We start from the raw sequence: 20,319 nt of genomic DNA, 5'->3' as shown, positions 1-20,319 counted from the left end.
TTGCGGGAAAGCGTGAGCGCCACCCGCGACTCTGTCAACGCAGCGCGCTAAGCTCGCATCATGAAATCGAAACGCGTGCGCACCGACGTCCTGGAGATCGCCTACGAGGAGCACGGGCCGGCCGATGGGCCGGCCGTCATCCTGCTGCACGGCTTCCCGTACGACGTCCGCGCCTTCGACGAGGTGGCGCCGCCCCTTGCCGAAGCCGGCAACCGCGTGCTGGTGCCTTACCTGCGCGGCTACGGGCCGACGCGCTTCCTCTCTGCGAACACGCCGCGTTCGGGCGAGCAGGCCGCCCTCGGCCACGATCTGCTGCAGCTCATGGATGCGCTCGCCATCCGACGTGCCGCCCTGGCCGGCTACGATTGGGGTGGACGCGCGGCCTGCATCGTCGCCGCCCTGTGGCCCGAGCGCGTGCGCTGCCTGGTGAGCTGCACCGGCTACAACATCCAGAACATCGCCGCCTCGGGCCAACCGGTCTCGGCCGCCCAGGAGCATCGCTTGTGGTACCAGTATTACTTCCACACCGAGCGCGGCCGCGCCGGGCTCACCCAAAACCGCCGCGACGTCTGCCGGCTCCTGTGGCAGCTGTGGTCGCCGGAATGGCGGTTCGACGCGGCGACCTTCGAGAAGAGCGCCGTCTCGTTCGACAATCCCGATTTCGTCGACGTGGTGATCCAGTCCTATCGCCACCGGTACGGCTACGCGCCGGGCGATCCCGCCCTGCTCGCTATCGAGGCGCAGCTCGCCAGGCAACCGAAGATCTGCGTCCCGACGATCAACCTGCATGGCGGTCACGACGGCGTCGGTTCGGCGCCGCCGACCGACCAGCAAGCCGCCTTCTTCAGCGGTTCCTACGAGCGGCGCCTGCTTCAGGGCATCGGCCACAACGTGCCGCAGGAGGCGCCCGCCGCGACGGTCGACGCCCTGCAAGACCTCATGAAAGGAGCAGCCCCGTGACCAACATCGTGCTGATCGGTGCCAGCGGCAATATCGGCAGCCGCATCCTCGACGAGGCCCTGACTCGCAAGCATCCGGTGACGGCGCTGACGCGCGACCCGCGCAAGCTCGCGCCACGCCCCGGCATGACCATCCGCGCCGCCAGCACGACCGACGCGCCGGCCCTGACGCAGATCCTGAAGGGCCACGATGTCGTCGTGGTCTCGGTGAAGTGGAACGAGAACGACGTGCGGCGAGTCATCGATACGATCCGCCAGGCCGGCGTCAAGCGGGCGCTGTTCGTGATCGGCGCCGGCAGCCTGCTGCGCAGCGACGGCCGCCGGCACTACGACTACATGTCCGAAAAGGGCGTCCAACCGCCGACCTCGCTGCCAGCCCTGCAGGCCTACGAGGAGATCCGCAAGATCGACGATTACGATTGGACGGCGATCTCGCCGCCCGCCTCGATCGGCCCGGGCAAGCGCACCGGCAAATTCCGCGTCGCCCTGGACACGCTGATCGAGGATGCCAAGGGCGAGAGCCGCATCAGCCGAGAGGATTTCGCGGTCGCCATCGTGGACGAGATCGAAAAGCCCAGGCATCTGCGCAAGCGGTTCACGGCGGGGTATTGATCTGCCTCTCCTCCCCCAGCTCTCTCATTTTCCTCCCCAACTCAGTTGGGGAGGTGTCGCCGTCTTCGGCGACGGAGGGGTCATGAGCAACGAGACTGAGGCTCATGACCCCTCCGCCCCGTATGACGGGGCACCTCTCCAGCGAAGCTGGGGAGGAGAAGGCTCTTCCTACTCCAACGTCTCCAACAGGCGGGCGCAGAGGTAGGTGCGAGGCTGCAGCGAGGAGAAGTAGATCTGCTCGTAGGCGGCATGCGCACCCTTGCCGTCGGCGCCGAGGCCGTCGAGCGTCGGGATGCCGAGCGCGGCCGTGAAGTTGCCGTCGCTGCCGCCGCCGGTCAGGGGAACGTCCTGAAGCTCCTTGCCGATCTCGCGGTAGATCGCCTGTGCCTTGGTGAACAGGTCGCTGATGCCGGCGTCCTTCTGGTAGGGCGGCCGGTTCATGCCGCCCTCGACCCGGACCTCGACGTCGGCGCCGATCGGCTCGATGTTGAGGAAACGATGCGTCATCTCCTCGGCGCTGCGCGGATCGGGCACGCGCAGATCGATCTCCGCGGTGCACTCGGCCGAGACGACGTTGACGCCGGTGCCGCCGTTGATCAGCCCGACATTGACGGTAACGCCGCGCGCATAGTCGGTCCAGCTCTCGATGCGCAGGATCTGGCGCGCCATCTCGAGGATGGCGCTGCGGCCGTCCTCGTGGCGCACGCCGGCATGCGAGGCCCGGCCCTTCACCGTGATGACGAACCGGCCGACGCCCTTACGCGACGTCACCACGCGGTCGCCGTCGCGGCCTGGCTCCATGACCAGCGCATATTTATGCCCCCTGGCTGCTTCCTCGATACGCGCCCGCGAGGTCGGGCTGCCGACCTCCTCTTCGGGAATGAACAGGAAGGTCACCGGCAGCTTCGGGCGCTTGCCCTGGCGGATCAGGTGGCGCAGCGCGTAGTAGGCGATGTAGCCGCCGGCTTTCATGTCGTAGATGCCCGGGCCGAACACGCTGTCGCCTTCCTGGCGGACCTTGAGCTCCTTCTCGATGCTGCCGATCGGATGGACAGTATCGAGATGGGCGAGCACCAGGATGCCCCTGCCCTCGCCCCACGGCGTCTTGGCCTCCAGGATGTCGCCGAACCCGTCACGTCCAGGGATGCGCTCGAGCTTGAGCCCGAGGTCGCGGAACTGGCCCTCGACCTTGTCGACCATGACGTTGACAGCCTTGCCGTCGTGGCTCGGGCTTTCGATGCTGATCCATTCGACGATGCCTTCGAGCACTTCCTGGGGATCGATCTTCGGTTCGTTCTCGCGTTGCGTTGGCATCGTCCAGCAAACTCCCGTGTATGAATGACCCTCACACCGGATCCCAGGTGAAGTACTCGGGCGAGCGCTTCATGTCGGTAAAGTAGGGCTTCATCGATGGCACGGCCTGCTCGGCGATCGATTCGAGCGTCCAGCCCTCCGAATTGTGCACCGAGCGGACCGGGCGGTTGGCGTTGAACAGCATGATCTCGTTCATGCGCACGCCGAAGATCTGCGAGGTGATGCCGTCGGCGGCGTCGCTCAGCAGGAACACCGCCATCGGCGCGATCTTGGCCGGCGTCATCCGCTTGGAGCGCTCCAGGCGCGCCTTCTGCGCCTCGGTGTCGGCGGGAATGGTCCCGATCATGCGCGTCCAGGCGAACGGCGAGATGCAGTTCGAGCGGACGTTGAAGGCCGCCATGTCGAGCGCGATCGAACGCGACAGGCCGACGATGCCCATCTTGGCCGCCGAGTAGTTGGCCTGACCGAAATTGCCGACGAGGCCCGACGTCGAGGTGAAGTGCACGAAGGCACCCGACTTCTGTTCCTTGAAGTGGTTGGCGGCGGCGCGGCTGACGTTGAAGGCACCGTTCAGGTGAACGTCGATCACCATCTTCCAGTCGACATGGCTCATGCGGTGGAAGATGCGGTCGCGCAGGATGCCGGCATTGTTGATGACGCCGTCGATGCGCCCGAAATTCTCGACCGCCGTCTTGATCATGCGCTCGGCGCCGGCCGGATCGGTCACGCTGTCGGCATTGGGCACCGCCTTGCCGCCCGCCGCCTTGATCTCGTCGCACACCTTCTGCGCCGGCGTCGCGCTGCCGGAGCCCTCGCCGTCGACGGCGCCGCCGAGGTCGTTAACCACGACATTGGCGCCTTCCCTGGCGGCCAGCAGCGCCATCTCGCGGCCGATGCCGCCACCTGCACCGGTAACCAGTACGACCTTACCCTTCAGCATGTCGGCCATGTCCGCTTCTCCCGTCGTGATGTCCTGACCTGCATGTAGCCCAGGTCGATCTCCGCCGGGAAGCCTCGTTGCAGGCCCGATCGCCACCGCGCTTTGCGCGGCGAAACCGGCTCAGTCGTGCGGCTCGATCGCCGTCGTGCGGGGGCTGCGCAGCAGGCGGGCACTGAGCACGGTGAGCAGCGCAAACGGCAGCAGGCCCACCACCAACGGCATGGCGATGAAGCGGCTGCCGGCCATGGTCAGCAGGGCAACGGCGATCGTGCCCAGGGCGCCCATCCCCATCTGAGCCAGCCCGACCCACGAGGCCGCGGTTCCCGCCAGCCTGGGGAACATGCCGACCGCGCCGGCGCTGCTGGTCGGCACCAGGAAGCCCGAGCCGAAGCTCAGCACCATGTGCGGCCCGATGATGGCCCACCACGCCTCGAAGCCCGCCAGCGACAGGGCGCCCATCGCGCCGAGCGCCGCGACATGGAACCAGCCGCCCCACAGCATGATGGAGGTCGACGGGACGCGACCGATCAGGCGGTTGTTCACGAAGGTCCCGGCCGTGAAACCGCCGACCGATATGAGCACGATAAGCCCGAACTCCTGCGGCGAGAAACCAAGCCTTTCCTGCAGGATGAAGGGAGTGCCCGCCAGCATGCCGAAATTGATGGCAAACGCGAAACCCATCGGCAGGACGTAGCCGAGGAAGTGCCTGTCGCGCAGCATCTCGCCCGAGCCGCGCAGCAGGCTCTTGAAATCGAGCGCCGCACTGCGATGGCGATTGGTCTCGCCGAGGCCGAGCGCCGCCACGACCAGCAGCACCAGGGCGAAGCCGCCGACGAACCAGAAGGTGGCGCGCCAGCCGAAACTCTCGCCCAGGAAACCGCCGAGGGTCGGCGCGAGCGAAGGCGCAATGTTCATGGAAAGCGAGATCCAACTCATCACCATCGGCATCTCGCGGAAGCTGTAGGCATCGCGCGTCAACGCCCGGCTCAGGACCGACCCTGACGCCGCGCCGAGTCCTTGCAGGATGCGCAGGCCGATCAGGCCGGCGATGGACGGCGCGAAGGAGCAGGCGAAGGTCGCCACGGTGAAGAACAGCACGCCGAACATCAGGATCGGCCGCCGCCCGTAGCGATCGCTCAGGGGACCGTAGAAGAGCTGGCCGACGGCGAAGCCCAGCATGTAGGTCGTGAGGGTGAGCTTCACGCTATCGGAGCTGGCGCCGAAGGAAACGCCGACCGACGGCATGACCGGCGTGTAGATGCTCATCGTCAGGGGGCCGAAGCTGCCCAACGCCACCAGGAGGGCGACGTAGCCGACCGAACGCGGAACGATGGTCACTTCCTGGAGACTTCCAACGCCCCTTCGGCGCCGAAATCACCGCCCAGCGGCATCGCCTCCTGGGCTCGGCTCATCTTGGGATAATAGCGACGGAAGGCATCACGGATTTCGTCGAACGGGATGTCGGCGAAGACGCCGCGATAAGCGAGGTACTCCATGTGACGCCGCCCGCCGAGATCGAACGGGTGGTAGATTGAATCGGCGACCCCGTCCCATTCCAGCGGTTTCAGGCCGAAGCGCTCCGTCAGCTCCTTGTTGAAGGCTGGCGTCGCCTTCACCCAATGGCCGTCGAGCCAGACCTCGGTGTAGCCGTGGTAGTAGAAGACGTCGCTGCCCATCAGGTCGGAGAGCCGTTTGGTGGTCATGTGATTGCGCACGTCGGCGTAGCCGACCCGGGCAGGGATGCCGGCTGCGCGGCAAAGCGCCGCCATCAGCCCCGCCTTGTTCACGCAATATCCATGCCCTGCGGCCAGCGTGACGCTCGCCCGATAGGCGTCGCGCTTCATCGGCGTGTTGTAGGGGTCGTAGCGCAGCCCGTCACGCACCGCGTAGTAGAGGCGGAGCGACTTCTCGCGGTCGCTGCCCTCGCCGGCAACCTCGGTTGCGTGGGCTTGAATTCGCGCATGTTCCGAGTCGATCAGGTCGCCCGGACGGAGGTAGGCCTCGAAGGCCGCCCCGTCGCGCACGATATCGTCGGCCGAATTCCTCAGCGCATCGTAATCCATGGTGTCGCGGGTTTACTGCAAGCCGCCGGCGATTTCATGAGCCAAGTCGACGCGCAAGGCACCCATGCGCCTCACCCTCCCCAGTTCCGCTGCTACGGGAATGGACACATCTTCGTGGACGGAGGGGTCATGAGTCTTCGCCGGGAGCGCGCCGCTTCGAGCTTGTGAATTTATTTGCGGCATCGACTTTGGCTGCAGATCCGAGAAAGGAAAGGTCCCCCCCCGGGGTCTCAAACGAAGTGCAACACCTTGCTAGAAGGGTGTTGTCATGGGAACCCGTTACAATCAGATCACGCTCGACAAGCGGTGTCACATTGCCGAGCTACATCGAGCGGGCAAGTCGGTCCGGCAAATCGCTGCAACTTCGGATCGAAAGCGACATCAGCAATAAGCTCACAAGCTGTCTGTGGCGCTCATGGGATATGATCGACAAGAAGAGCGCCACGGAGTGGCGCGCTCCAGGCCTATGATCCCGCCCTCGCCGTATGACGGAGACACCTCCCCAGCTTCGCTGAGGAGGAGAAGACTACAGCGACGGTGGCGCGTCGTCCGGGGAAATGACGAGGAAATGCGCGTTCGCCGTGGCGACCGGTTTGGAGCGGTCGTCCTGCCAGGCTTCGGCAAAGACGTTGACCATGCGGCGGCCCTGCTTGGTCACCTTGGCCGAGGCAATGACGTCGGCCGGCCGCGCCGAGCGCAGATAGTCGACCGTGATGTTCACGATCTTGGGCACCGTCTCGGTCTCGGTCTCCCACAAGAGATGGAAGATCGCCGTCATCTCGAGCATGGCACCGAGCGTGCCGCCATGGATCGCCGGCAGGAACGTGTTGCCGATCAGGTCCTCGTGATAGCGCATGCGGGTCAGGAGCTCGCCGGTGCCGTTCTCCGGCGCGATGCGCATCCAGCGGGCGTACGGAATCGCCTCGGCGAGCCGGCCAACCTCACCCGATTTGCGGACCTCGGCGAGGCGTTCGAGCAAAGAGCTCACCGCTTCACCTCCGAGCCGACGGTTTGAGCCCGGATCACCTCGCCCTTGGTGTCGAGCATGAAGGTGCCGGCGGCCGCGGCGATCGGGTCCTTGGCGTCGCCGTGATGGGCAAAGGCGCGCGTGAAGGCGACCGAATGGGTGACCCGGTAGCACTCGGCCTCGGCGATCACCGCCTGGCCCGGCGCCGCCGGCTTCACGTAGTCGATGCGGAGATCGAGCGTCGCGAACGGCTTGGGCTCCCGCAGCATGGTCGCCACTGCCATGCCGCAGCAGCCGTCGAGCAGGGCGGTCAGTGGCCCGCCCGCCAGCACGCCGGTTTCCGGGTTACCCACCAACTCCTGGCGCCACTCGAGGCGCATGGCGGCAAAGCCGCAGCGGGCATCGACGATCTTGATTCCCAGGGCCCGGCTGTGCGGGATGGTATCGGCGAACCATTGCTGGAAGAAGGCGAGGCGTTCCTCGCGGGTGGTGAGGGGCGGTTTCATGGCGCCCTTCTAGAGACCCATCTGCCGGGCCGCGAGGTCCTTCATGATCTCGACCGAGCCGCCGCCGATCGACATCACCTTGGTCTCGCGATAGATGCGCTCGACCTTGGCGCCGCGCAGGTAGCCGGCGCCGCCGAAGGTTTGCACCGCCTCGTTGGCGCAGAACTCCAGGGTCGAGGTCGCAAGGTTCTTCAGCATGCAGATCTCGGCCACCGGCTTCTCGCCCTGCGCGACCCGCCAAGCGAGCAGCTCGAGGGTCGATTTCACGGCGTTGATGCGCATCGCCATGTCGACCAGGCGGTGGCGCACCACCTGGTTGGCGATCAGCGGCTTACCGAAGGTGTGGCGCTCGCGGGCGTAGGCGATCGCCTCGTCCAGGCAGACCTTGGCATAGCCGCAGGCGCCAGCCGACATGCCGAGCCGCTCCTGATTGAAGTTCAGCATGATGCCGATGAAGCCCTTGTTCTCCTGGCCGATCAGGTTGTCGACCGGCACGCGCACATTGTCGAAGAAGAGCTGTGCGGTATCGGATGCCCACCAGCCCATCTTCTTGAGCTTGGTGCGGGCAAAGCCCTCGCGGTCGCGCTCGATCAGCAGCAGCGACACGCCGCTCGCCCCCGGCCCGCCGGTGCGCACCGCCACGGTGTAGTAGTCGGCCCGCATACCCGAGGTGATGAACATCTTGGAGCCGTTGACGACATAGTGATCGCCGTCGCGTCTCGCCGTGGTCTTGAGGTTGGCGACGTCGGAGCCGCCCGACGGCTCGGTGATGGCAAGCGCGCTGATCTTCTCGCCGGCCAGGACCTCGGTTAGCACCTTGCGCTTCATCCATTCCGGCCCCAGGGCGGCGATCGGCGGCGAGCCGATCGTATGGCTGTTCAGGCTGGCATTCAGGCCGCCGCTGCCGTGGCGTGCCATCTCCTCGGCCTTGATGATGCCGAAGAAGGGGTCGGTCGGCACGCCGCCATATTCCTCGGGAAAACCGAGCTGCAGCAGGCCGGCGGCCGATGCCTTCCTGTAAAGCTCGCGCGGGAATTCCTCTGCTTCGTCCCACTGGTCGACGTGTGGCATGATCTCGCGCTCGACGAAGCGCCGGACGGTATGCCGGAATATCTGATGCTCCTCGGAGTAGAACGGGCTTGCCGGCACGGCTTCGGGCAGCTGCGGTCTCACTGAATCGGCAATGGGCATCGGGCACTCCTCACTGAGTGTTGTTACACTTTCCGAGAAACGGCTCTAGCGCGTTGACAGCGCTGAACAGCCGTTCATATTGGTTGGAAATCAAGGCGACATCAGATCGCTTGTTGGCAGGGGTAGGAAACTGGTTACTTTTTTGCAACTCACCCTCAATGGGTTGGCGGTCGGCTGCATCTATGGCTTGGTCGCCTTGGGCTTCGTGTTGATTTACAAGGCCACCGAGCTGGTCAACTTCGCCCAGGGCGACCTCCTCATGCTGGGCGCTTTCGTCGCCTATATGGCGGTCATCTGGTGGGGACTCGACTACTGGCTCGCCTTCCTGCTTTCGGTGGTGACGGTCGGCGCCTTCGGCGCCCTGCTCGACGCCGTCGTGCTGCGCAAGGTGATCGGGCAGCCCCAGTTTGCCATTGTTATGCTCACGATCGGCCTCGGCGCCATGTTCCGCACGTTCGCCAGCGTCACCTGGGGCTCCGAGATCTACACCCTGCCGACGCCCTTCAGCGGCGTGTGGCAGGTCGGCGGGGTGACGCTCAGCCACCAGTACCTGTCGATCGTCGCCGGCACCCTGGTCCTGTGCGGCGTGCTCTACGCCTTCTTCAACCACACGCGGATCGGCGTCGCCATGCAGGCGACGTCGCAGAACCAGCTCGCGGCCTACTACATGGGCATCCCGGTGAAGCTGATCTTCTCGCTGATCTGGGCGATCTCGGCCGGCGTCGCCGCGGCCGCCGGCATCCTGCTGGCGCCGGTGACCCTGATCGACATCAACATGGGCCTCGCGGTGGCGCTGAAGGCGTTCGCCGCCGCCGTGCTCGGCGGCTTCGGCTCGATCCCCGGCGCGCTGCTGGGCGGCATCATCATCGGCCTGATCGAGCTCTATGCTGGCGCCACCCTGCCCGAGGGCTTCAAGGATACGGCGCCCTATATCGTGCTCCTGATCATGCTGATCGTTCGCCCGCAGGGTCTGTTCGGCACCCTGGCGCGCAAGAAAGTGTAGGCCCGGGCGATGCGTTTCCTGTTCAAGACTTCCTACGCGCAAGACATCCAGATCTTCCGCGACCGGGTCGACGCCTCCTGGTACGGGCTGCTTGGCGTGGTGGTGATCGCCCTGCCCTTCCTGATGTCCGAATACTACGTCGGCGAGACGGCCTGGGTGTTCATCTACGCCCTGTGCGGCATCTCCCTGATGGTGCTGGTCGGCTATACCGGCCTGGTGTCGCTGGGGCACGCCGCGTTCCTCGGCATCGGTGCCTATGCGCACGCCTTCTTCCTGAAGCACGGCATCCCCTGGATACCATCGGTGATCCTCGCCGTCCTGATCACCACGGCATCGGGCATCATCGTCGGCCTGCCGGCGCTGCGCATGACCGGCATCTATCTCGCCATCGCCACGCTCGCCTTCTCGGTGATCATCCAGGAGGTGTTCAGCCGCTGGGAGTACGTGACGAACGGCTTCGCCGGCATGCCGGTCGACAAGCCCGTCATCCTCGGCATCTCCTTCGCCGACGATCGGGCGTTCTACTACCTCTGCCTGTTCTTCCTGGTGCTGGCGCTGTGGCTGACCCGCAACCTGCTGCGCGCGCCGACCGGTCGCGCCTGGGTCGCCATTCGCGACAGCGAGATCGCCGCCCAGTCGATGGGCGTCAACCTGGCGATCTACAAGTCCATCGCCTTCGCCTACTCGGCGGCCCTGATGGGCCTGGCCGGCGCCCTGTTCGCCCACAAGATCGCCTATCTCGCGCCCGACATCTTCACCATCCTGCTGTCGATCCAGTTCCTGCTGCTGGTGATCGTGGGCGGCCTGGGGTCGTTGCACGGCGCGGTGTTCGGGGCGATCTTCGTCGCCCTCCTGCCGCCGGTCATCGCCATCCTGCGCGACTCGATCCCGGCCAGCATGACCGATGCGGCACAATCGACCGGCATCTCGGCAATCGGCGTCCTGGGCGAGGCAGTCGGCAACTTTCTCAAGAAGCCCGGCGTCGAAGCCGGAATCTTCGGCCTGATCCTGGTCCTGGTCATCCTCCTCGAGCCGCTCGGCATGTACGGCCGCTGGATCAAGATCCGTGTCTTTTTCTCGACCTTCCCGATGTACAAGCGCGCCACCTTCAAGCGTCAGCGAACCTACATGCGGTCGGAGCGCCTGCGATGAGCTTCTTCCAGGCTGACGGGCTGTCCATCAACTTCGGCGGCATCAAGGCGGTCGATGGCGTCAGCTTCGACGTCGACCAGGGCGAGGTCTTCACCATCATCGGGCCGAACGGCGCGGGCAAGACCACGATCTTCAACCTGGTGAGCCGCATCTATGAGCCGACCGGCGGCAAGCTGATCTTCAACAGCAACGACATCACCAACGTGCCGCCGCACCGCATTGCCGCGCTCGGGATCGCGCGCACGTTCCAGAACATCGAGCTGTTCGAGCATGCGACTTTGCTGCAGAACCTGCTGCTGGCACGCCATGCCCACAAACGCTCGGGCTTCTTCTCCGAGCTGCTGTTCCTGCCGTCGGTCAGGCGCATGGAGCTCGAGCATCGCGAGGCGGTCGAGAAGGTGATCGAGTTCCTCGACCTGCAACAATACCGCGACAGCTTCATCGTCAACCTGCCCTACGGTGTTCGTAAGGTCACCGAGCTCGCGCGCGCCTTGTGCACCGATCCGAAGTTGCTGTTGCTGGACGAGCCGTCCTCCGGCCTCAATGTCGAGGAGACCGACGACATGGCGTTCTGGATCCAGGACATCCGCGACCTTCTCGGCATCACCGTGCTGATGGTCGAGCACGACATGAGCCTGGTCTCCGCCGTCTCCGACCGGGTCATGGCGCTGAACTACGGCCGCCCCATCACCACCGGTACGCCGGGCGAGGTGCAGTCGCATCCCGAGGTCGTCCGCGCGTATCTGGGAGGGTGAGATGACCGCATCGGCAGCCGATCCCCTCCTCAAGGTCTCCAACATCGAGACCTACTACGGGCCGATCATGGCGATCCGTGGTGTCTCGTTCGAGGTGCCGAAGGGCGGCATCGTCACCATCCTGGGCGCCAACGGCGCCGGCAAGACCACGGTGCTGAAGACCGTCTCCGGCGTCATGGATGCGCAGAAGGGCAGCGTCCTGTTCGAAGGCCGCGACGTCCGCGGTGTCGACCCCGACAAGGTCATGCGGCTCGGCGTCAGCCACGTGCCCGAGGGCCGCGAAGTCTTCCCGTTCCTCAGCGTGCGCGAGAACCTGCGCATGGGCGCCTTCACGCGCAAGGATCCCGACGGCGTCGCCAAGGACCTGGAGGACGTGTTCGGCTACTTCCCGGTGCTGCGCGAGCGCGCCGACCAGCGGGCCGGCTCGCTGTCCGGCGGCGAGCAGCAGATGCTGGCGATCAGCCGCGCCCTGATGGCGCGGCCGAGGCTGATGCTGCTTGACGAGCCGTCGCTCGGCCTGTCGCCCAAGCTGGTGAAGGAGATCTTCGAGATCGTCGTGCGCATCAATCGCGAGCGCGGCGTCACCATCCTGCTGGTCGAGCAGAATGCCAACATGGCGCTGCAGACCGCGGACTATGGCTACGTGCTGGAAGTCGGCCGTATCGTCATGGCCGATACCTGCGCCCGGCTGCTGCAGAAGGAAGACATCAAGGAATTCTATCTCGGCATCAAGGAGCAGGGCACACGCGGCAAGCGGCGCTGGAAGAAGCGCAAGACCTGGAGATAACCGGACGACGGGCCGAGGACCGTCGGGAGGCGATGCAATGGACGGGTTGGCAAGCGAGAGGACGTTGGCGGGCTCGAACGAGCGGATCGAGATCGAAGGCTGCGACACGATCTCCAAGCTGTTCTGGCACCAGGTGAAGGCGCGCGACGGACGCACCGCCTTCCGCGAGAAGAAGCTCGGCATCTGGCGCGCCACCGGCTGGCGGGATTACGGCGAGCGCGCTCGCGCAGTCGGCATGGGGCTTGCCAAGCTCGGCCTGCAGCGCGGCGACGTGGTCTCGATCCTGGCCGAGACGGTGCCCGAATGGCTCTACGCCGACATGGGCACGACGGGCGCCGGCGGCGTCTCCAACGGCATCTATCCGACCGACTCGGCCAAGCAGGTCGAGTACATCGTCAACGACAGCCGCACGCGCTTCCTGTTCGTCGAGAACGAGGAGCAGCTCGACAAGTTCATCGACATCCGCGAACGCTGCCCGACGATCGTCAAGGTCTTCGTCTTCGACATGGAGGGGCTGGCCGACTTCAACGACCCTATGGTCATGCCGTTCGACGATCTGCTGGCGCTGGGGCGGGCGCACGAGGCGGCGAGTCCCGGCGCGTGGGAGAAGCTGGTCGCCGGATCGAAGGCCGAAGAGCTCGCCCTGCTGGTCTACACGTCGGGCACCACCGGCCCACCCAAGGGCGCGATGCTGTCGCACCGCAACGTGATCTTCCAGATATCCAATGCCGATGCCTTCATCCCGATGGGCACCGACGACGAGCAGCTTGCCTTCCTCCCGCTCTGTCACGTCGCCGAGCGCACCTTCACCGCCTTCCTGCCGCTGCGGTCCGGTGCCATCGCCAATTTTGCCGAAAGCGTCGAGACGGTGCCCGAGAACATCCGCGAGGTGGCGCCGACGAGCTTTTTCGCGGTGCCGCGCATCTGGGAGCGCTTCTATTCCAGCATCGCCATCCGCATGAAGGAGGCGACCTGGCTCGGCCGCACGGCCTATGGCTGGGCGATCGGCGTCGGATTGAAGCTCGCCGAAACCGAGCTGGCCGGCGACCGCCCGTCGGCCGCCCTCAAGGCGGCGCACCGCGTCGCCGATTTCCTGGTGCTGGACAACATCAAGCGCGCCATCGGCATGCACCGGGTTCGCTTTGCCGGCACCGGCGCGGCGCCGATCGCGCCCGACCTGATCAAATGGTATCGCGCGCTCGGTGTCGACATGCGCGAGGTCTACGGCCAGACCGAGAATTGCGGCTTGGCAACCGGCATGCCCGACCGCATCAAGCTCGGCACGGTCGGCGTCACCGCCCCGCGCACCGAGACGAAGATCTCGCCGGAAGGTGAGATTTTGCTGCGGGGTCCGCATATCTTCATGGGGTATCTGAACCAGCCGGAGAAGACGGCGGAAACGCTGCGCGACGGCTGGTTGCACACCGGCGACGTCGGCACGATGGACAACGAGGGCTACCTCAAGATCACCGACCGCATGAAGGACATCATCATCACGGCCGGCGGCAAGAACATCACCCCGTCGGAGATCGAGAACCAGCTCAAGTTCTCGCCTTACATCTCCGATGCGGTGGTGGTCGGCGACAAGCGCAAGTTCCTGACCTGCCTGATCATGATCGACTACGACAACGTCGCCAAGCACGCCCAGGACGTCAACGTGCCGTTCACCGACTTCGCCTCGCTGTGCCGGGCGCGCGAGGTCAACGACCTGATCTGGGGGGAGATCGAGCGCGTGAACCAGAATTTCGCGCGGGTCGAGACGATCAAGAAGTTCCGGCTGATCGAGCAGCAGCTCACCGCCGAGGACGACGAGGTCACGCCGACCATGAAGCTCAAGCGCAAGTTCGTGAACGAGAAGTACAAGGCGATGATCGACGGCATGTATGCCGAGACTGTGTAACCCGCTAACGTGGCAACCAATCGCAAGGGAGGAAATGCGATGAGCAAGTGGACAATCTTCAAGGCGGTGACGGCAGCGACTGCGGCCGCAACGCTCGCCACCGCCGCCTCGGCGCAAACGCGAGGCGTCACGGCAACCGAGGTGGTGTTCGGCATGCCGACCGACCTGTCGGGCCCGGCCGCGACCTACGGCGTGTCGTCGTCCAACGGCGTCAAGATGCGCTTCGACGAGATCAACGAGGCCGGCGGCATCAACGGCCGCAAGCTCAAGGTGATCGTCGAGGATCAGGCCTACCAGGTGCCGAAGGCGGTCCAGGCCTGCAACAAGCTGATCAACCGCGACAAGGTGTTCGCCTTCGTCGGCCCGCTCGGCACGCCGATGAACAACGCCTGCTTCAAGGACCAGTTCGCGGCCGGCGTGCCCAACCTCTTCCCGCTGTCGGCGGCGCGCTCGATGTACGAGCCCTATGAGCGGCTGAAGTTCTACGGGGCGGCATCCTACGTCGACCAGATCCGCTCGGGCATCAACTACTTCGTCAAGAACAAGGGCGTGAAGAACGTCTGCGTGATGTACCAGGACACCGACTTCGGCAAGGAAATCCTCGAAGGCGCCAAGGAACAGGCCCAGAAGCTCGGCATCAAGATCGTCGAGACCACGGCGCACAAGCCGACCGACCAGGACTTCACCGCGCCGATCACCAAGCTGCGCGAGGCCAAGTGCGAGCTGATCGCGTTGGGCTCGATCGTGCGCGATTCGATTGTGCCCTACACGAGCGCCCGCAAGGCCGGCTGGAACGACGTGATCTTCCTCGGCGCCGCCTCGTCCTACGATTCGTTCGTTGGCGCGGCGCAGGGCATGGACGGCTTCTATGCCATGGGCCTGACCGAGATGCCGTACGTCGATTCGCCGGTCCCGTCGGTCAAGAAGTTCGTCGAGGACTACAAGAAGCGCTTCAACGTCGACCCCAACATCGGCGCGGTCTACGGCTACGTCGCCGCCGACCTGGCCGTCCAGGGCCTCAAGAACGCCGGAAAGGACCTGACGCTCGACAGCTTCATCAAGGGCCTGGAAGCGATCAAGAACTACAAGGACATCTTCAACGGTCCCGAGGTCAATTTCGGTCCCAACATCCGTCAGGGCGCGAACTCCTCGTTCCTGGCCGAGGTCAAGAACGGCAAGTGGGTTCGCGTGACCGAGCCGCTCGGCTTCTAGCCGGTCGGAACGGCGCGCCTCTCACCCCGGGTGGCCTCGCCGCCCGGGGTTTTTCTTTGCCGTCACGCTGCCTGCCATCAGGCCGGCGGCGGCGGCACGGGGACCCGTGCATCCCGCAGCTTCTGCTGCAGGGTCGGAATGCCGCCCGCATAGTTGCCGTCCTGGCACTGGGCAATGGCGACCCGGGCGTCGAGGTCGGCCGCCTCGCCGCCCCCGCAAGCGTCGCCATTCGATCCCCATCCAAAGGGACTACCGCATCCCCGTGATCGAATTGGCCATTGCCCGGGGGTCGCGCCTGGGCCAGCGGCCGGCTTCCACCTGGATGATGAAATCGCCGACGATACGATTGAATTGGTCGGGGTCCTCGAGATTGATCGTGTGGCCGCAGTTCGGCATCACGGCAAGGGCGGCCGAGGGAATCTCGCGCTTCATCAGCACCGAGGGAGTGAGGCAGGGCCAGTCCTCGTCGCCGGTCAGGATCAGCGTCGGCACGGTGAGCGCGTTCATCTTGTCGACCAGGTCGTAGAGCGACGGCCGCTGGCCCTGCACGCCGATCTGGGTGTTGGCGGAGCCAAGAGCGGAGTGCTCGCCCAGCTCCGTCTTGAACTGGGCGAAGCCGCGCGGGTCCTTGTTCTCGAACTGCACGCGGGTGGGTCCATAGGCGTACTTCTCGGCGAATTTCGCCATGCCCTCGGATTTGAGCGAGCCCGCCACCACCTCGACCTCGCTGCGGAACTTGGCCTGCTGCTCGCGCTCGGCGCCGTAGCCCACCCCGGCCACCACGAGAGAGCGCGCCCGCGTCGGATGGCGGAAGCCGAAATGCAGGGTGGCGAAACCGCCCATCGACAGGCCGACGACATGGGCCTTGTCGATGCCCAAATGGTCCATCACCGCCAGGATGTCATCAGTGGCGCGGTTCTGCGAGTAGCGCTCCGGCTTCTCCGGCACGTCGGAGGGCGGATAGCCGCGGGCGCCGTAGGTGACGCAGCGATAGCGCTGGCCGAAATGGCGCATCTGCAGCTCCCACGAGCGATGGTCGGCGGCGAATTCGTGGACGAACACGACTGGAGCCCCGACGCCGGTCTCCTCGTAGTAGAGCTTCACTCCGTCATCCGTGGTGGCAAACGGCATCCTCTCCCCCATTGGCAGCCTTGCATCGCCGCCGCGGTCGAGGCCGCGGCGGCGGTCGATTGTGGCGTGTCAGGGCACGACAGGTCCACTGGCCTGCCGTTGGGCGACCGGACTGCGATACGCTCGCACCGCCCCCTAGAATCCTTCATGGGCGCCGGATGAACAATCGCGCCTCGCCAATGTTAAAGTTGTAATTATGAGCGAGATCGGGACCGGCCTTCAGAACGCCACGGGCATCCGCAACGGGGTGGCCCGGGCAGGGTATGCCTTCGTCGAAGCGTCCGACATGCGCAACGCCCTGCTACGCTTCGGCACCTTGGCCGATTGGGCCGCCTTTGCAGAAAGCTGGAACGATCTCGAGGTCGACACCTACATGGCCGACGGGGGCCGCTATCGCAGGCGCCGCTTCGGCGTCTACGAGGCCGGCAAGCAGGACGCCATCACCCGTGGCGCGCACCGGCCGCACTACCAGACGCTCGACTACAATCATCTGAACGGCGGCATCGAGCGCTGGTTCAAACCGATCACCGAGGAGATCGGCAATGGCGCATCGATGCGCACCATCCTCGACTATTGCCGCGCCCTGTTCGGCCGCCTGTCGCCCGAGACGGCGCGCTGGCACGTCGAGGTCCATCAGTTCCGCATCGAGGCGCGCAGCGGCGAGCACGGCAAGCCGACTCCGGAGGGCATGCACCGCGACGGCGTCGACTACGTGCTGGTGCTGCTGATCAACCGGCGCAACATCAGGAGCGGCACCACGACGGTGCACGATCTCGACAAGCGCACGCTCGGCAGCTTTACCCTGACCGACCCGCTCGATGCAGCGCTGGTCGACGACGCCCGCTGCTATCACGGCGTAACCCCGGTCGAGCCGGAGAACCCGGCCCAGCCAGCCTACCGTGACGTGCTGGTGGTGACGTTTCGCAAGAAGGCCTGACATCTACGCGCTCTTCTCCTCTCCAACGCTGGGGAGGTGTCGCCGTCTTACGGCGAGGGCGGGGTCATGATCTTCTGGACCGCGAGCGTTTCGTCCGCTCGTGCACTTGAGCGGGCGAGACGCCCGCGGTCCGGAAGAGAATTCCTACTCCAACTTCACGCCCGAGGCCTTCACGATCTCGCCCCAGCGGGTACGCTCGCGCGGGATGAAAGCGGTGAAGTCCTCGACCGTGTTGCCGACCAGGCGCACGCCGCGGCCGGCGAAGGTCTCGACGAGCTTGGGATCGCGCAGGATCTTCGCTGCCTCGGCGTTCAGCCGGGCGACGATCTCTCGCGGCGTGCCGGCCGGTGCGATCAGGGCGAACCACGACGAAGCCTCGAAGCCCGGCAGGCCGGCTTCCGCGGCAGTCGGCACGTCGGGCAGGATGGCCATGCGCTGCGGCGCCGCCCAGGCGAGCGCGCGGATGGCGCCGCTGCGGATATGGCCCAGCACCAGCGGCGGGTTGTCGACCAGTCCGTCGATCTGGCCGGCCACCAGATCCTGCACCGCCGGCGCCGCGCCCTTGTAGGGCACGTGGGCGAGCTTGATCCGGGCCGCCTGCTCGAGCAGCACAATGGCGAGATGGGTTGTCGTGCCATTCCCCGCCGAACCGAAATTGAGCTTGCCAGGCTCGGCCTTGGCCTTGTCGATCAGGCCCTGCAGGGTCGTGAGGCCGGTGCGCGGGTGGACGACCACGATGTTGGGCATGTCGCCGACCACGGTGATTGGCGCGAACGCCGTCGCCGGGTCGAACGGCATCCTGGCATAGAGGAATTCATTGATCGTCAGGATGCCAGCCGAGGCGAGCAGCAGCGTGTGGCCGTCGGGCTCGGCCTTGGCGACGATCTCGGCGCCGAGATTGCCGCCGGCGCCCGGCTTGTTGTCGACGATCACCTGCTGGCCGAGGGCGGCCTGCAGCTCTGGCGCCAGCGCCCGCGCCAGCACGTCCGCAACGCCACCGGGCGGGAACGGGGCGACGATGCGTATGGGCTTCGCCGGATAGGTCTGCGCCGCCGCCGGCAGGGCGAGCAGCAGAGCGAGGACGCTGAGCCAGATACGCTTCATCGACTTCATGGCACCCCTCCTATGAAAATGCGCTGGGGGCGCGCCACTCCATCCAGTGGCGCGATCATTGTTGATCACGGAGAAGACGCGCCACTGGAGTGGCGCGCTCCAGCCATGAGCGACTGTCATTTCCTCGGCATCGTGGTGCGCGCCGGGCGTACTGGGGGCTCCCCTGATGTCAGCCACCGATCGTCACCCCGCCGTCGGCAATGATGGTCTGGCCAGTGATGAAGGCGCCGGCCTTGCCGGCCAGCATGACGGCGATGCCGCCGATGTCGTCGGGCTCGCCGATGCGACGCAGCGGCGCAGTCACCAGGCGCTTCTCAAGATACTTCGGATCGTCCCACAGCGCCTTGGCGAAGTCGGTGCGCACCAGGCCGGGGGCGATGGTGTTGATGCGGATGTTGTCGGGCCCGAGCTCGGCGGCGAGGTTGCGGGCGAGCTGCATGTCGGCCGCCTTTGAGATGCAGTAGGCGCCGATCACCGTGCTGGCGCGCACGCCGCCGATCGACGACACGATCATGATCGAGCCGTCCTTCTTGGCGCGCATGTCGGGCAGGCAGAGATTGATCAGCCAGATGTTCGACAGGATGTTGTTCTGCATGATCTTCATGAAGACCTCATCCGGCATCTTCTCGGTCGGCCCGTAGTACGGGTTGGTGGCGGCGTTGCAGACCAGCACGTCGACCGGACCGAGCTGACGGCGGGTCTCGGCGATCAGGTTCTCGCACTGCTCCTTCTGCGAGATGTTGCAGGGGATGACCGTGGCATCGCCGCCGGCCTTCCGGATCTCGGCCGCTGTCTCCTCGCACACCGGCGCCTTGCGGCTCGACACCACGACCTTGGCGCCCTGCAGCGCGAGATGAAGGGCGATCGACTTGCCGATGCCCTTGCTCGAGCCGGTGACGACGGCGACCTTGCCGGTGAGGTCGAAAAGCGGCGATGCCATGCGGTTTCCTCCAGGGATGACGGAAACTTCATAGCAAACGCGTGCGGCCGACGGACCTGGAATCTGGCTCCCTCGTTCGACCCGCGCGATGCGCGAACAGTGCGGCGAGACGCGCTCAGGATCACCAGCCCGGCAGGCGCTAGCGACCCGGCAACGGACAAGCCCTGTGCTGGCGTGAAATGACAATGGCATTGCCCGGTGTTTGGATCATTGCTGCGTGTTTCAACGCATCGTGATGGCGCGTGTGGTGGCAAGAGTCCGATACTGTCCGGCATCCATCGAACGAGGTTCTCAAATGCGGCTCTTCCGCGGACTCGCCGTCGGCCTCTCGGCCTTGCTCGTCGGATCGATCGCGGCCTTCGCCGCGACGATCGGCGGCACGTACTTCGCGCCGCAGTACGACTTCCGCGAATTCTGGGCCGCCACCGACGGCCGACCGTTCCAGGTGGTGCTCGACGGCAATCCCTTTCCCGGCATCGATCCGTCGATCGTGGCGCGCGACCTGCTGCCGATGATGCAATCGGCCAAGCCGCGGCCCGCGCTCACCTTCAGCTACGTCGAGCCATCTCCGCCGCCCCGGCCCAACTACCGGCTCGTGCTGGTCTTCGATCCGGCCAACGACCTCAACGCCGATCCGGTCTGCGCCGGGACGCAGGTCCGCCATCGGCCGCAGCAGCCCGGCCGCTTCTATGTCTACGCAATCTACTGCCGCAACGATCGCATGCTGTCCTACACGACCGCCTGGACCGACGCCTCGGGGCCGACCGATCCCAGGATCGAGCGCCTGTTTCGCGAGCTGTTCCGCGTGATCTTCAGCGAGCAGCAGAACCGCTTTGC

At 65.7% G+C, this 20,319-nt stretch carries 21 protein-coding genes; 11 read left to right on the top strand and 10 right to left on the bottom strand.

Features of this window, described 5'->3' with window-relative positions; all coding sequences use genetic code 11:
• Positions 1 to 60: 60 nt before the first annotated feature.
• Positions 61 to 960: an alpha/beta fold hydrolase gene (locus tag ACILR9_RS07535; protein WP_395709296.1), complete on the top strand. Its 900-nt coding sequence runs from the start codon at positions 61 to 63 to the stop codon at positions 958 to 960.
• Entirely contained in the window at positions 957 to 1,571 is a 615-nt protein-coding gene (locus ACILR9_RS07530; RefSeq protein ID WP_395709295.1) for an NAD(P)-dependent oxidoreductase, read from the top strand. Before ACILR9_RS07535 ends, ACILR9_RS07530 begins: the two co-directional genes overlap by 4 nt.
• A 168-nt stretch (positions 1,572 to 1,739) precedes the next feature.
• Here the strand turns inward: ACILR9_RS07530 and ACILR9_RS07525 are convergent, their stop codons facing one another.
• The 4 genes from ACILR9_RS07525 to ACILR9_RS07510 all read right to left on the bottom strand — a co-directional run bounded on the left by ACILR9_RS07525 (position 1,740) and on the right by ACILR9_RS07510 (position 5,888).
• Positions 1,740 to 2,885, bottom strand: a complete 1,146-nt coding sequence (locus ACILR9_RS07525) for a M20 family metallopeptidase (RefSeq protein ID WP_395709294.1) — start codon at positions 2,883 to 2,885, stop codon at positions 1,740 to 1,742.
• 31 nt (positions 2,886 to 2,916) lie between these two features.
• Positions 2,917 to 3,834 carry an SDR family NAD(P)-dependent oxidoreductase gene (locus ACILR9_RS07520; RefSeq protein WP_395709293.1) on the bottom strand — a complete coding sequence of 306 codons (918 nt, stop codon included), beginning with the start codon at positions 3,832 to 3,834 and terminating at the stop codon, positions 2,917 to 2,919.
• A 111-nt stretch (positions 3,835 to 3,945) separates the two neighbouring features.
• Positions 3,946 to 5,163, bottom strand: coding sequence for a multidrug effflux MFS transporter (locus ACILR9_RS07515; protein WP_395709292.1), 1,218 nt, complete (start codon positions 5,161 to 5,163; stop codon positions 3,946 to 3,948).
• Entirely contained in the window at positions 5,160 to 5,888 is a 729-nt protein-coding gene (locus tag ACILR9_RS07510; protein WP_395709291.1) for a transglutaminase family protein, read from the bottom strand. The genes ACILR9_RS07515 and ACILR9_RS07510 overlap by 4 nt, the downstream gene beginning before the upstream one ends.
• Positions 5,889 to 6,156: 268 nt before the next feature.
• On the opposite strand from ACILR9_RS07510, the gene ACILR9_RS07505 reads away from it, so the two are divergent.
• The gene (locus tag ACILR9_RS07505) at positions 6,157 to 6,279 is read left to right on the top strand and encodes a helix-turn-helix domain-containing protein (RefSeq protein ID WP_395709290.1); all 123 of its coding nucleotides are present in this window, start codon (positions 6,157 to 6,159) and stop codon (positions 6,277 to 6,279) included.
• A 135-nt stretch (positions 6,280 to 6,414) separates the two neighbouring features.
• On the opposite strand, the gene ACILR9_RS07500 is transcribed toward ACILR9_RS07505, so the two are convergent.
• Genes ACILR9_RS07500 through ACILR9_RS07490 form a run of 3 tightly spaced genes read right to left on the bottom strand, consistent with a single transcriptional unit; the run spans position 6,415 to position 8,552 of the window.
• Positions 6,415 to 6,876, bottom strand: coding sequence for a PaaI family thioesterase (locus ACILR9_RS07500; protein WP_395709289.1), 462 nt, complete (start codon positions 6,874 to 6,876; stop codon positions 6,415 to 6,417).
• Positions 6,873 to 7,361, bottom strand: a complete 489-nt coding sequence (locus ACILR9_RS07495; protein ID WP_395709288.1) for a PaaI family thioesterase — start codon at positions 7,359 to 7,361, stop codon at positions 6,873 to 6,875. Before ACILR9_RS07495 ends, ACILR9_RS07500 begins: the two co-directional genes overlap by 4 nt.
• Positions 7,362 to 7,370: 9 nt before the next feature.
• Complete coding sequence (locus ACILR9_RS07490; RefSeq protein WP_395709287.1) at positions 7,371 to 8,552, bottom strand: acyl-CoA dehydrogenase family protein; 1,182 nt, start codon at positions 8,550 to 8,552, stop codon at positions 7,371 to 7,373.
• A 142-nt stretch (positions 8,553 to 8,694) separates the two neighbouring features.
• Here ACILR9_RS07490 and ACILR9_RS07485 point away from each other — a divergent pair, with 142 nt between their 5' ends.
• From ACILR9_RS07485 to ACILR9_RS07460, 6 genes are read left to right on the top strand one after another with little or no spacing between them, the layout of a single operon-like run.
• A complete protein-coding gene (locus ACILR9_RS07485) occupies positions 8,695 to 9,555 on the top strand; it encodes a branched-chain amino acid ABC transporter permease (protein ID WP_395709286.1) in 861 nt (286 codons plus the stop codon).
• A 9-nt stretch (positions 9,556 to 9,564) separates the two neighbouring features.
• Positions 9,565 to 10,707: a branched-chain amino acid ABC transporter permease gene (locus ACILR9_RS07480; RefSeq protein ID WP_395709285.1), complete on the top strand. Its 1,143-nt coding sequence runs from the start codon at positions 9,565 to 9,567 to the stop codon at positions 10,705 to 10,707.
• Entirely contained in the window at positions 10,704 to 11,462 is a 759-nt protein-coding gene (locus ACILR9_RS07475; protein WP_395709284.1) for an ABC transporter ATP-binding protein, read from the top strand. Before ACILR9_RS07480 ends, ACILR9_RS07475 begins: the two co-directional genes overlap by 4 nt.
• Before the next feature lies 1 nt (position 11,463).
• Positions 11,464 to 12,249 (top strand): ABC transporter ATP-binding protein, encoded by a 786-nt coding sequence (locus tag ACILR9_RS07470; protein ID WP_395709283.1) that lies wholly within the window; start codon positions 11,464 to 11,466, stop codon positions 12,247 to 12,249.
• 37 nt (positions 12,250 to 12,286) lie between these two features.
• Positions 12,287 to 14,149 carry an AMP-dependent synthetase/ligase gene (locus ACILR9_RS07465; protein WP_395709282.1) on the top strand — a complete coding sequence of 621 codons (1,863 nt, stop codon included), beginning with the start codon at positions 12,287 to 12,289 and terminating at the stop codon, positions 14,147 to 14,149.
• 39 nt (positions 14,150 to 14,188) lie between these two features.
• The gene (locus tag ACILR9_RS07460; protein WP_395709281.1) at positions 14,189 to 15,361 is read left to right on the top strand and encodes an ABC transporter substrate-binding protein; all 1,173 of its coding nucleotides are present in this window, start codon (positions 14,189 to 14,191) and stop codon (positions 15,359 to 15,361) included.
• Positions 15,362 to 15,610: 249 nt separating this feature from the next.
• On the opposite strand, the gene ACILR9_RS07455 is transcribed toward ACILR9_RS07460, so the two are convergent.
• Entirely contained in the window at positions 15,611 to 16,492 is an 882-nt protein-coding gene (locus ACILR9_RS07455) for an alpha/beta fold hydrolase (RefSeq protein ID WP_395709280.1), read from the bottom strand.
• Between the two features lie 196 nt (positions 16,493 to 16,688).
• Here ACILR9_RS07455 and ACILR9_RS07450 point away from each other — a divergent pair, with 196 nt between their 5' ends.
• On the top strand, positions 16,689 to 17,429 hold the full coding sequence (locus ACILR9_RS07450) for a 2OG-Fe dioxygenase family protein (RefSeq protein WP_395709279.1): 741 nt from the start codon (positions 16,689 to 16,691) through the stop codon (positions 17,427 to 17,429).
• A 144-nt stretch (positions 17,430 to 17,573) separates the two neighbouring features.
• On the opposite strand, the gene ACILR9_RS07445 is transcribed toward ACILR9_RS07450, so the two are convergent.
• Complete coding sequence (locus ACILR9_RS07445) at positions 17,574 to 18,542, bottom strand: Bug family tripartite tricarboxylate transporter substrate binding protein (protein ID WP_395709278.1); 969 nt, start codon at positions 18,540 to 18,542, stop codon at positions 17,574 to 17,576.
• A gap of 169 nt (positions 18,543 to 18,711) precedes the next feature.
• Positions 18,712 to 19,482 (bottom strand): SDR family NAD(P)-dependent oxidoreductase, encoded by a 771-nt coding sequence (locus ACILR9_RS07440; protein ID WP_395709277.1) that lies wholly within the window; start codon positions 19,480 to 19,482, stop codon positions 18,712 to 18,714.
• Positions 19,483 to 19,777: 295 nt separating this feature from the next.
• Between ACILR9_RS07440 and ACILR9_RS07435 the strand changes: the two genes are divergently transcribed.
• Positions 19,778 to 20,319, top strand: a 542-nt coding sequence (locus ACILR9_RS07435) for a hypothetical protein (RefSeq protein WP_395709276.1), incomplete at its 3' end; no start/stop codon positions are given.

Source organism: Reyranella sp., assembly GCF_044224635.1.
In the GTDB taxonomy this organism is placed as follows: domain Bacteria; phylum Pseudomonadota; class Alphaproteobacteria; order Reyranellales; family Reyranellaceae; genus Reyranella.
The sequence above is the reverse complement of the archived record's forward strand: the minus strand, read 5'-3'. Positions and strand labels throughout refer to the sequence as shown.

What these genes read in the sequence shown, in the direction of transcription:
- ACILR9_RS07510 (WP_395709291.1), bottom strand. Translation starts at nt 5,888, where the DNA reads ATGGATTACGATGCGCTGAGGAATTCGGCCGACGATATCGTGCGCGAC.
- ACILR9_RS07535 (WP_395709296.1), top strand. Translation starts at nt 61, where the DNA reads ATGAAATCGAAACGCGTGCGCACCGACGTCCTGGAGATCGCCTACGAG.
- ACILR9_RS07520 (WP_395709293.1), bottom strand. Translation starts at nt 3,834, where the DNA reads ATGGCCGACATGCTGAAGGGTAAGGTCGTACTGGTTACCGGTGCAGGT.
- ACILR9_RS07440 (WP_395709277.1), bottom strand. Translation starts at nt 19,482, where the DNA reads ATGGCATCGCCGCTTTTCGACCTCACCGGCAAGGTCGCCGTCGTCACC.
- ACILR9_RS07490 (WP_395709287.1), bottom strand. Translation starts at nt 8,552, where the DNA reads ATGCCCATTGCCGATTCAGTGAGACCGCAGCTGCCCGAAGCCGTGCCG.
- ACILR9_RS07480 (WP_395709285.1), top strand. Translation starts at nt 9,565, where the DNA reads ATGCGTTTCCTGTTCAAGACTTCCTACGCGCAAGACATCCAGATCTTC.
- ACILR9_RS07475 (WP_395709284.1), top strand. Translation starts at nt 10,704, where the DNA reads ATGAGCTTCTTCCAGGCTGACGGGCTGTCCATCAACTTCGGCGGCATC.
- ACILR9_RS07455 (WP_395709280.1), bottom strand. Translation starts at nt 16,492, where the DNA reads ATGCCGTTTGCCACCACGGATGACGGAGTGAAGCTCTACTACGAGGAG.
- ACILR9_RS07505 (WP_395709290.1), top strand. Translation starts at nt 6,157, where the DNA reads ATGGGAACCCGTTACAATCAGATCACGCTCGACAAGCGGTGTCACATT.
- ACILR9_RS07465 (WP_395709282.1), top strand. Translation starts at nt 12,287, where the DNA reads ATGGACGGGTTGGCAAGCGAGAGGACGTTGGCGGGCTCGAACGAGCGG.
- ACILR9_RS07525 (WP_395709294.1), bottom strand. Translation starts at nt 2,885, where the DNA reads ATGCCAACGCAACGCGAGAACGAACCGAAGATCGATCCCCAGGAAGTG.
- ACILR9_RS07470 (WP_395709283.1), top strand. Translation starts at nt 11,464, where the DNA reads ATGACCGCATCGGCAGCCGATCCCCTCCTCAAGGTCTCCAACATCGAG.
- ACILR9_RS07445 (WP_395709278.1), bottom strand. Translation starts at nt 18,542, where the DNA reads ATGAAGTCGATGAAGCGTATCTGGCTCAGCGTCCTCGCTCTGCTGCTC.
- ACILR9_RS07450 (WP_395709279.1), top strand. Translation starts at nt 16,689, where the DNA reads ATGAGCGAGATCGGGACCGGCCTTCAGAACGCCACGGGCATCCGCAAC.
- ACILR9_RS07495 (WP_395709288.1), bottom strand. Translation starts at nt 7,361, where the DNA reads ATGAAACCGCCCCTCACCACCCGCGAGGAACGCCTCGCCTTCTTCCAG.
- ACILR9_RS07460 (WP_395709281.1), top strand. Translation starts at nt 14,189, where the DNA reads ATGAGCAAGTGGACAATCTTCAAGGCGGTGACGGCAGCGACTGCGGCC.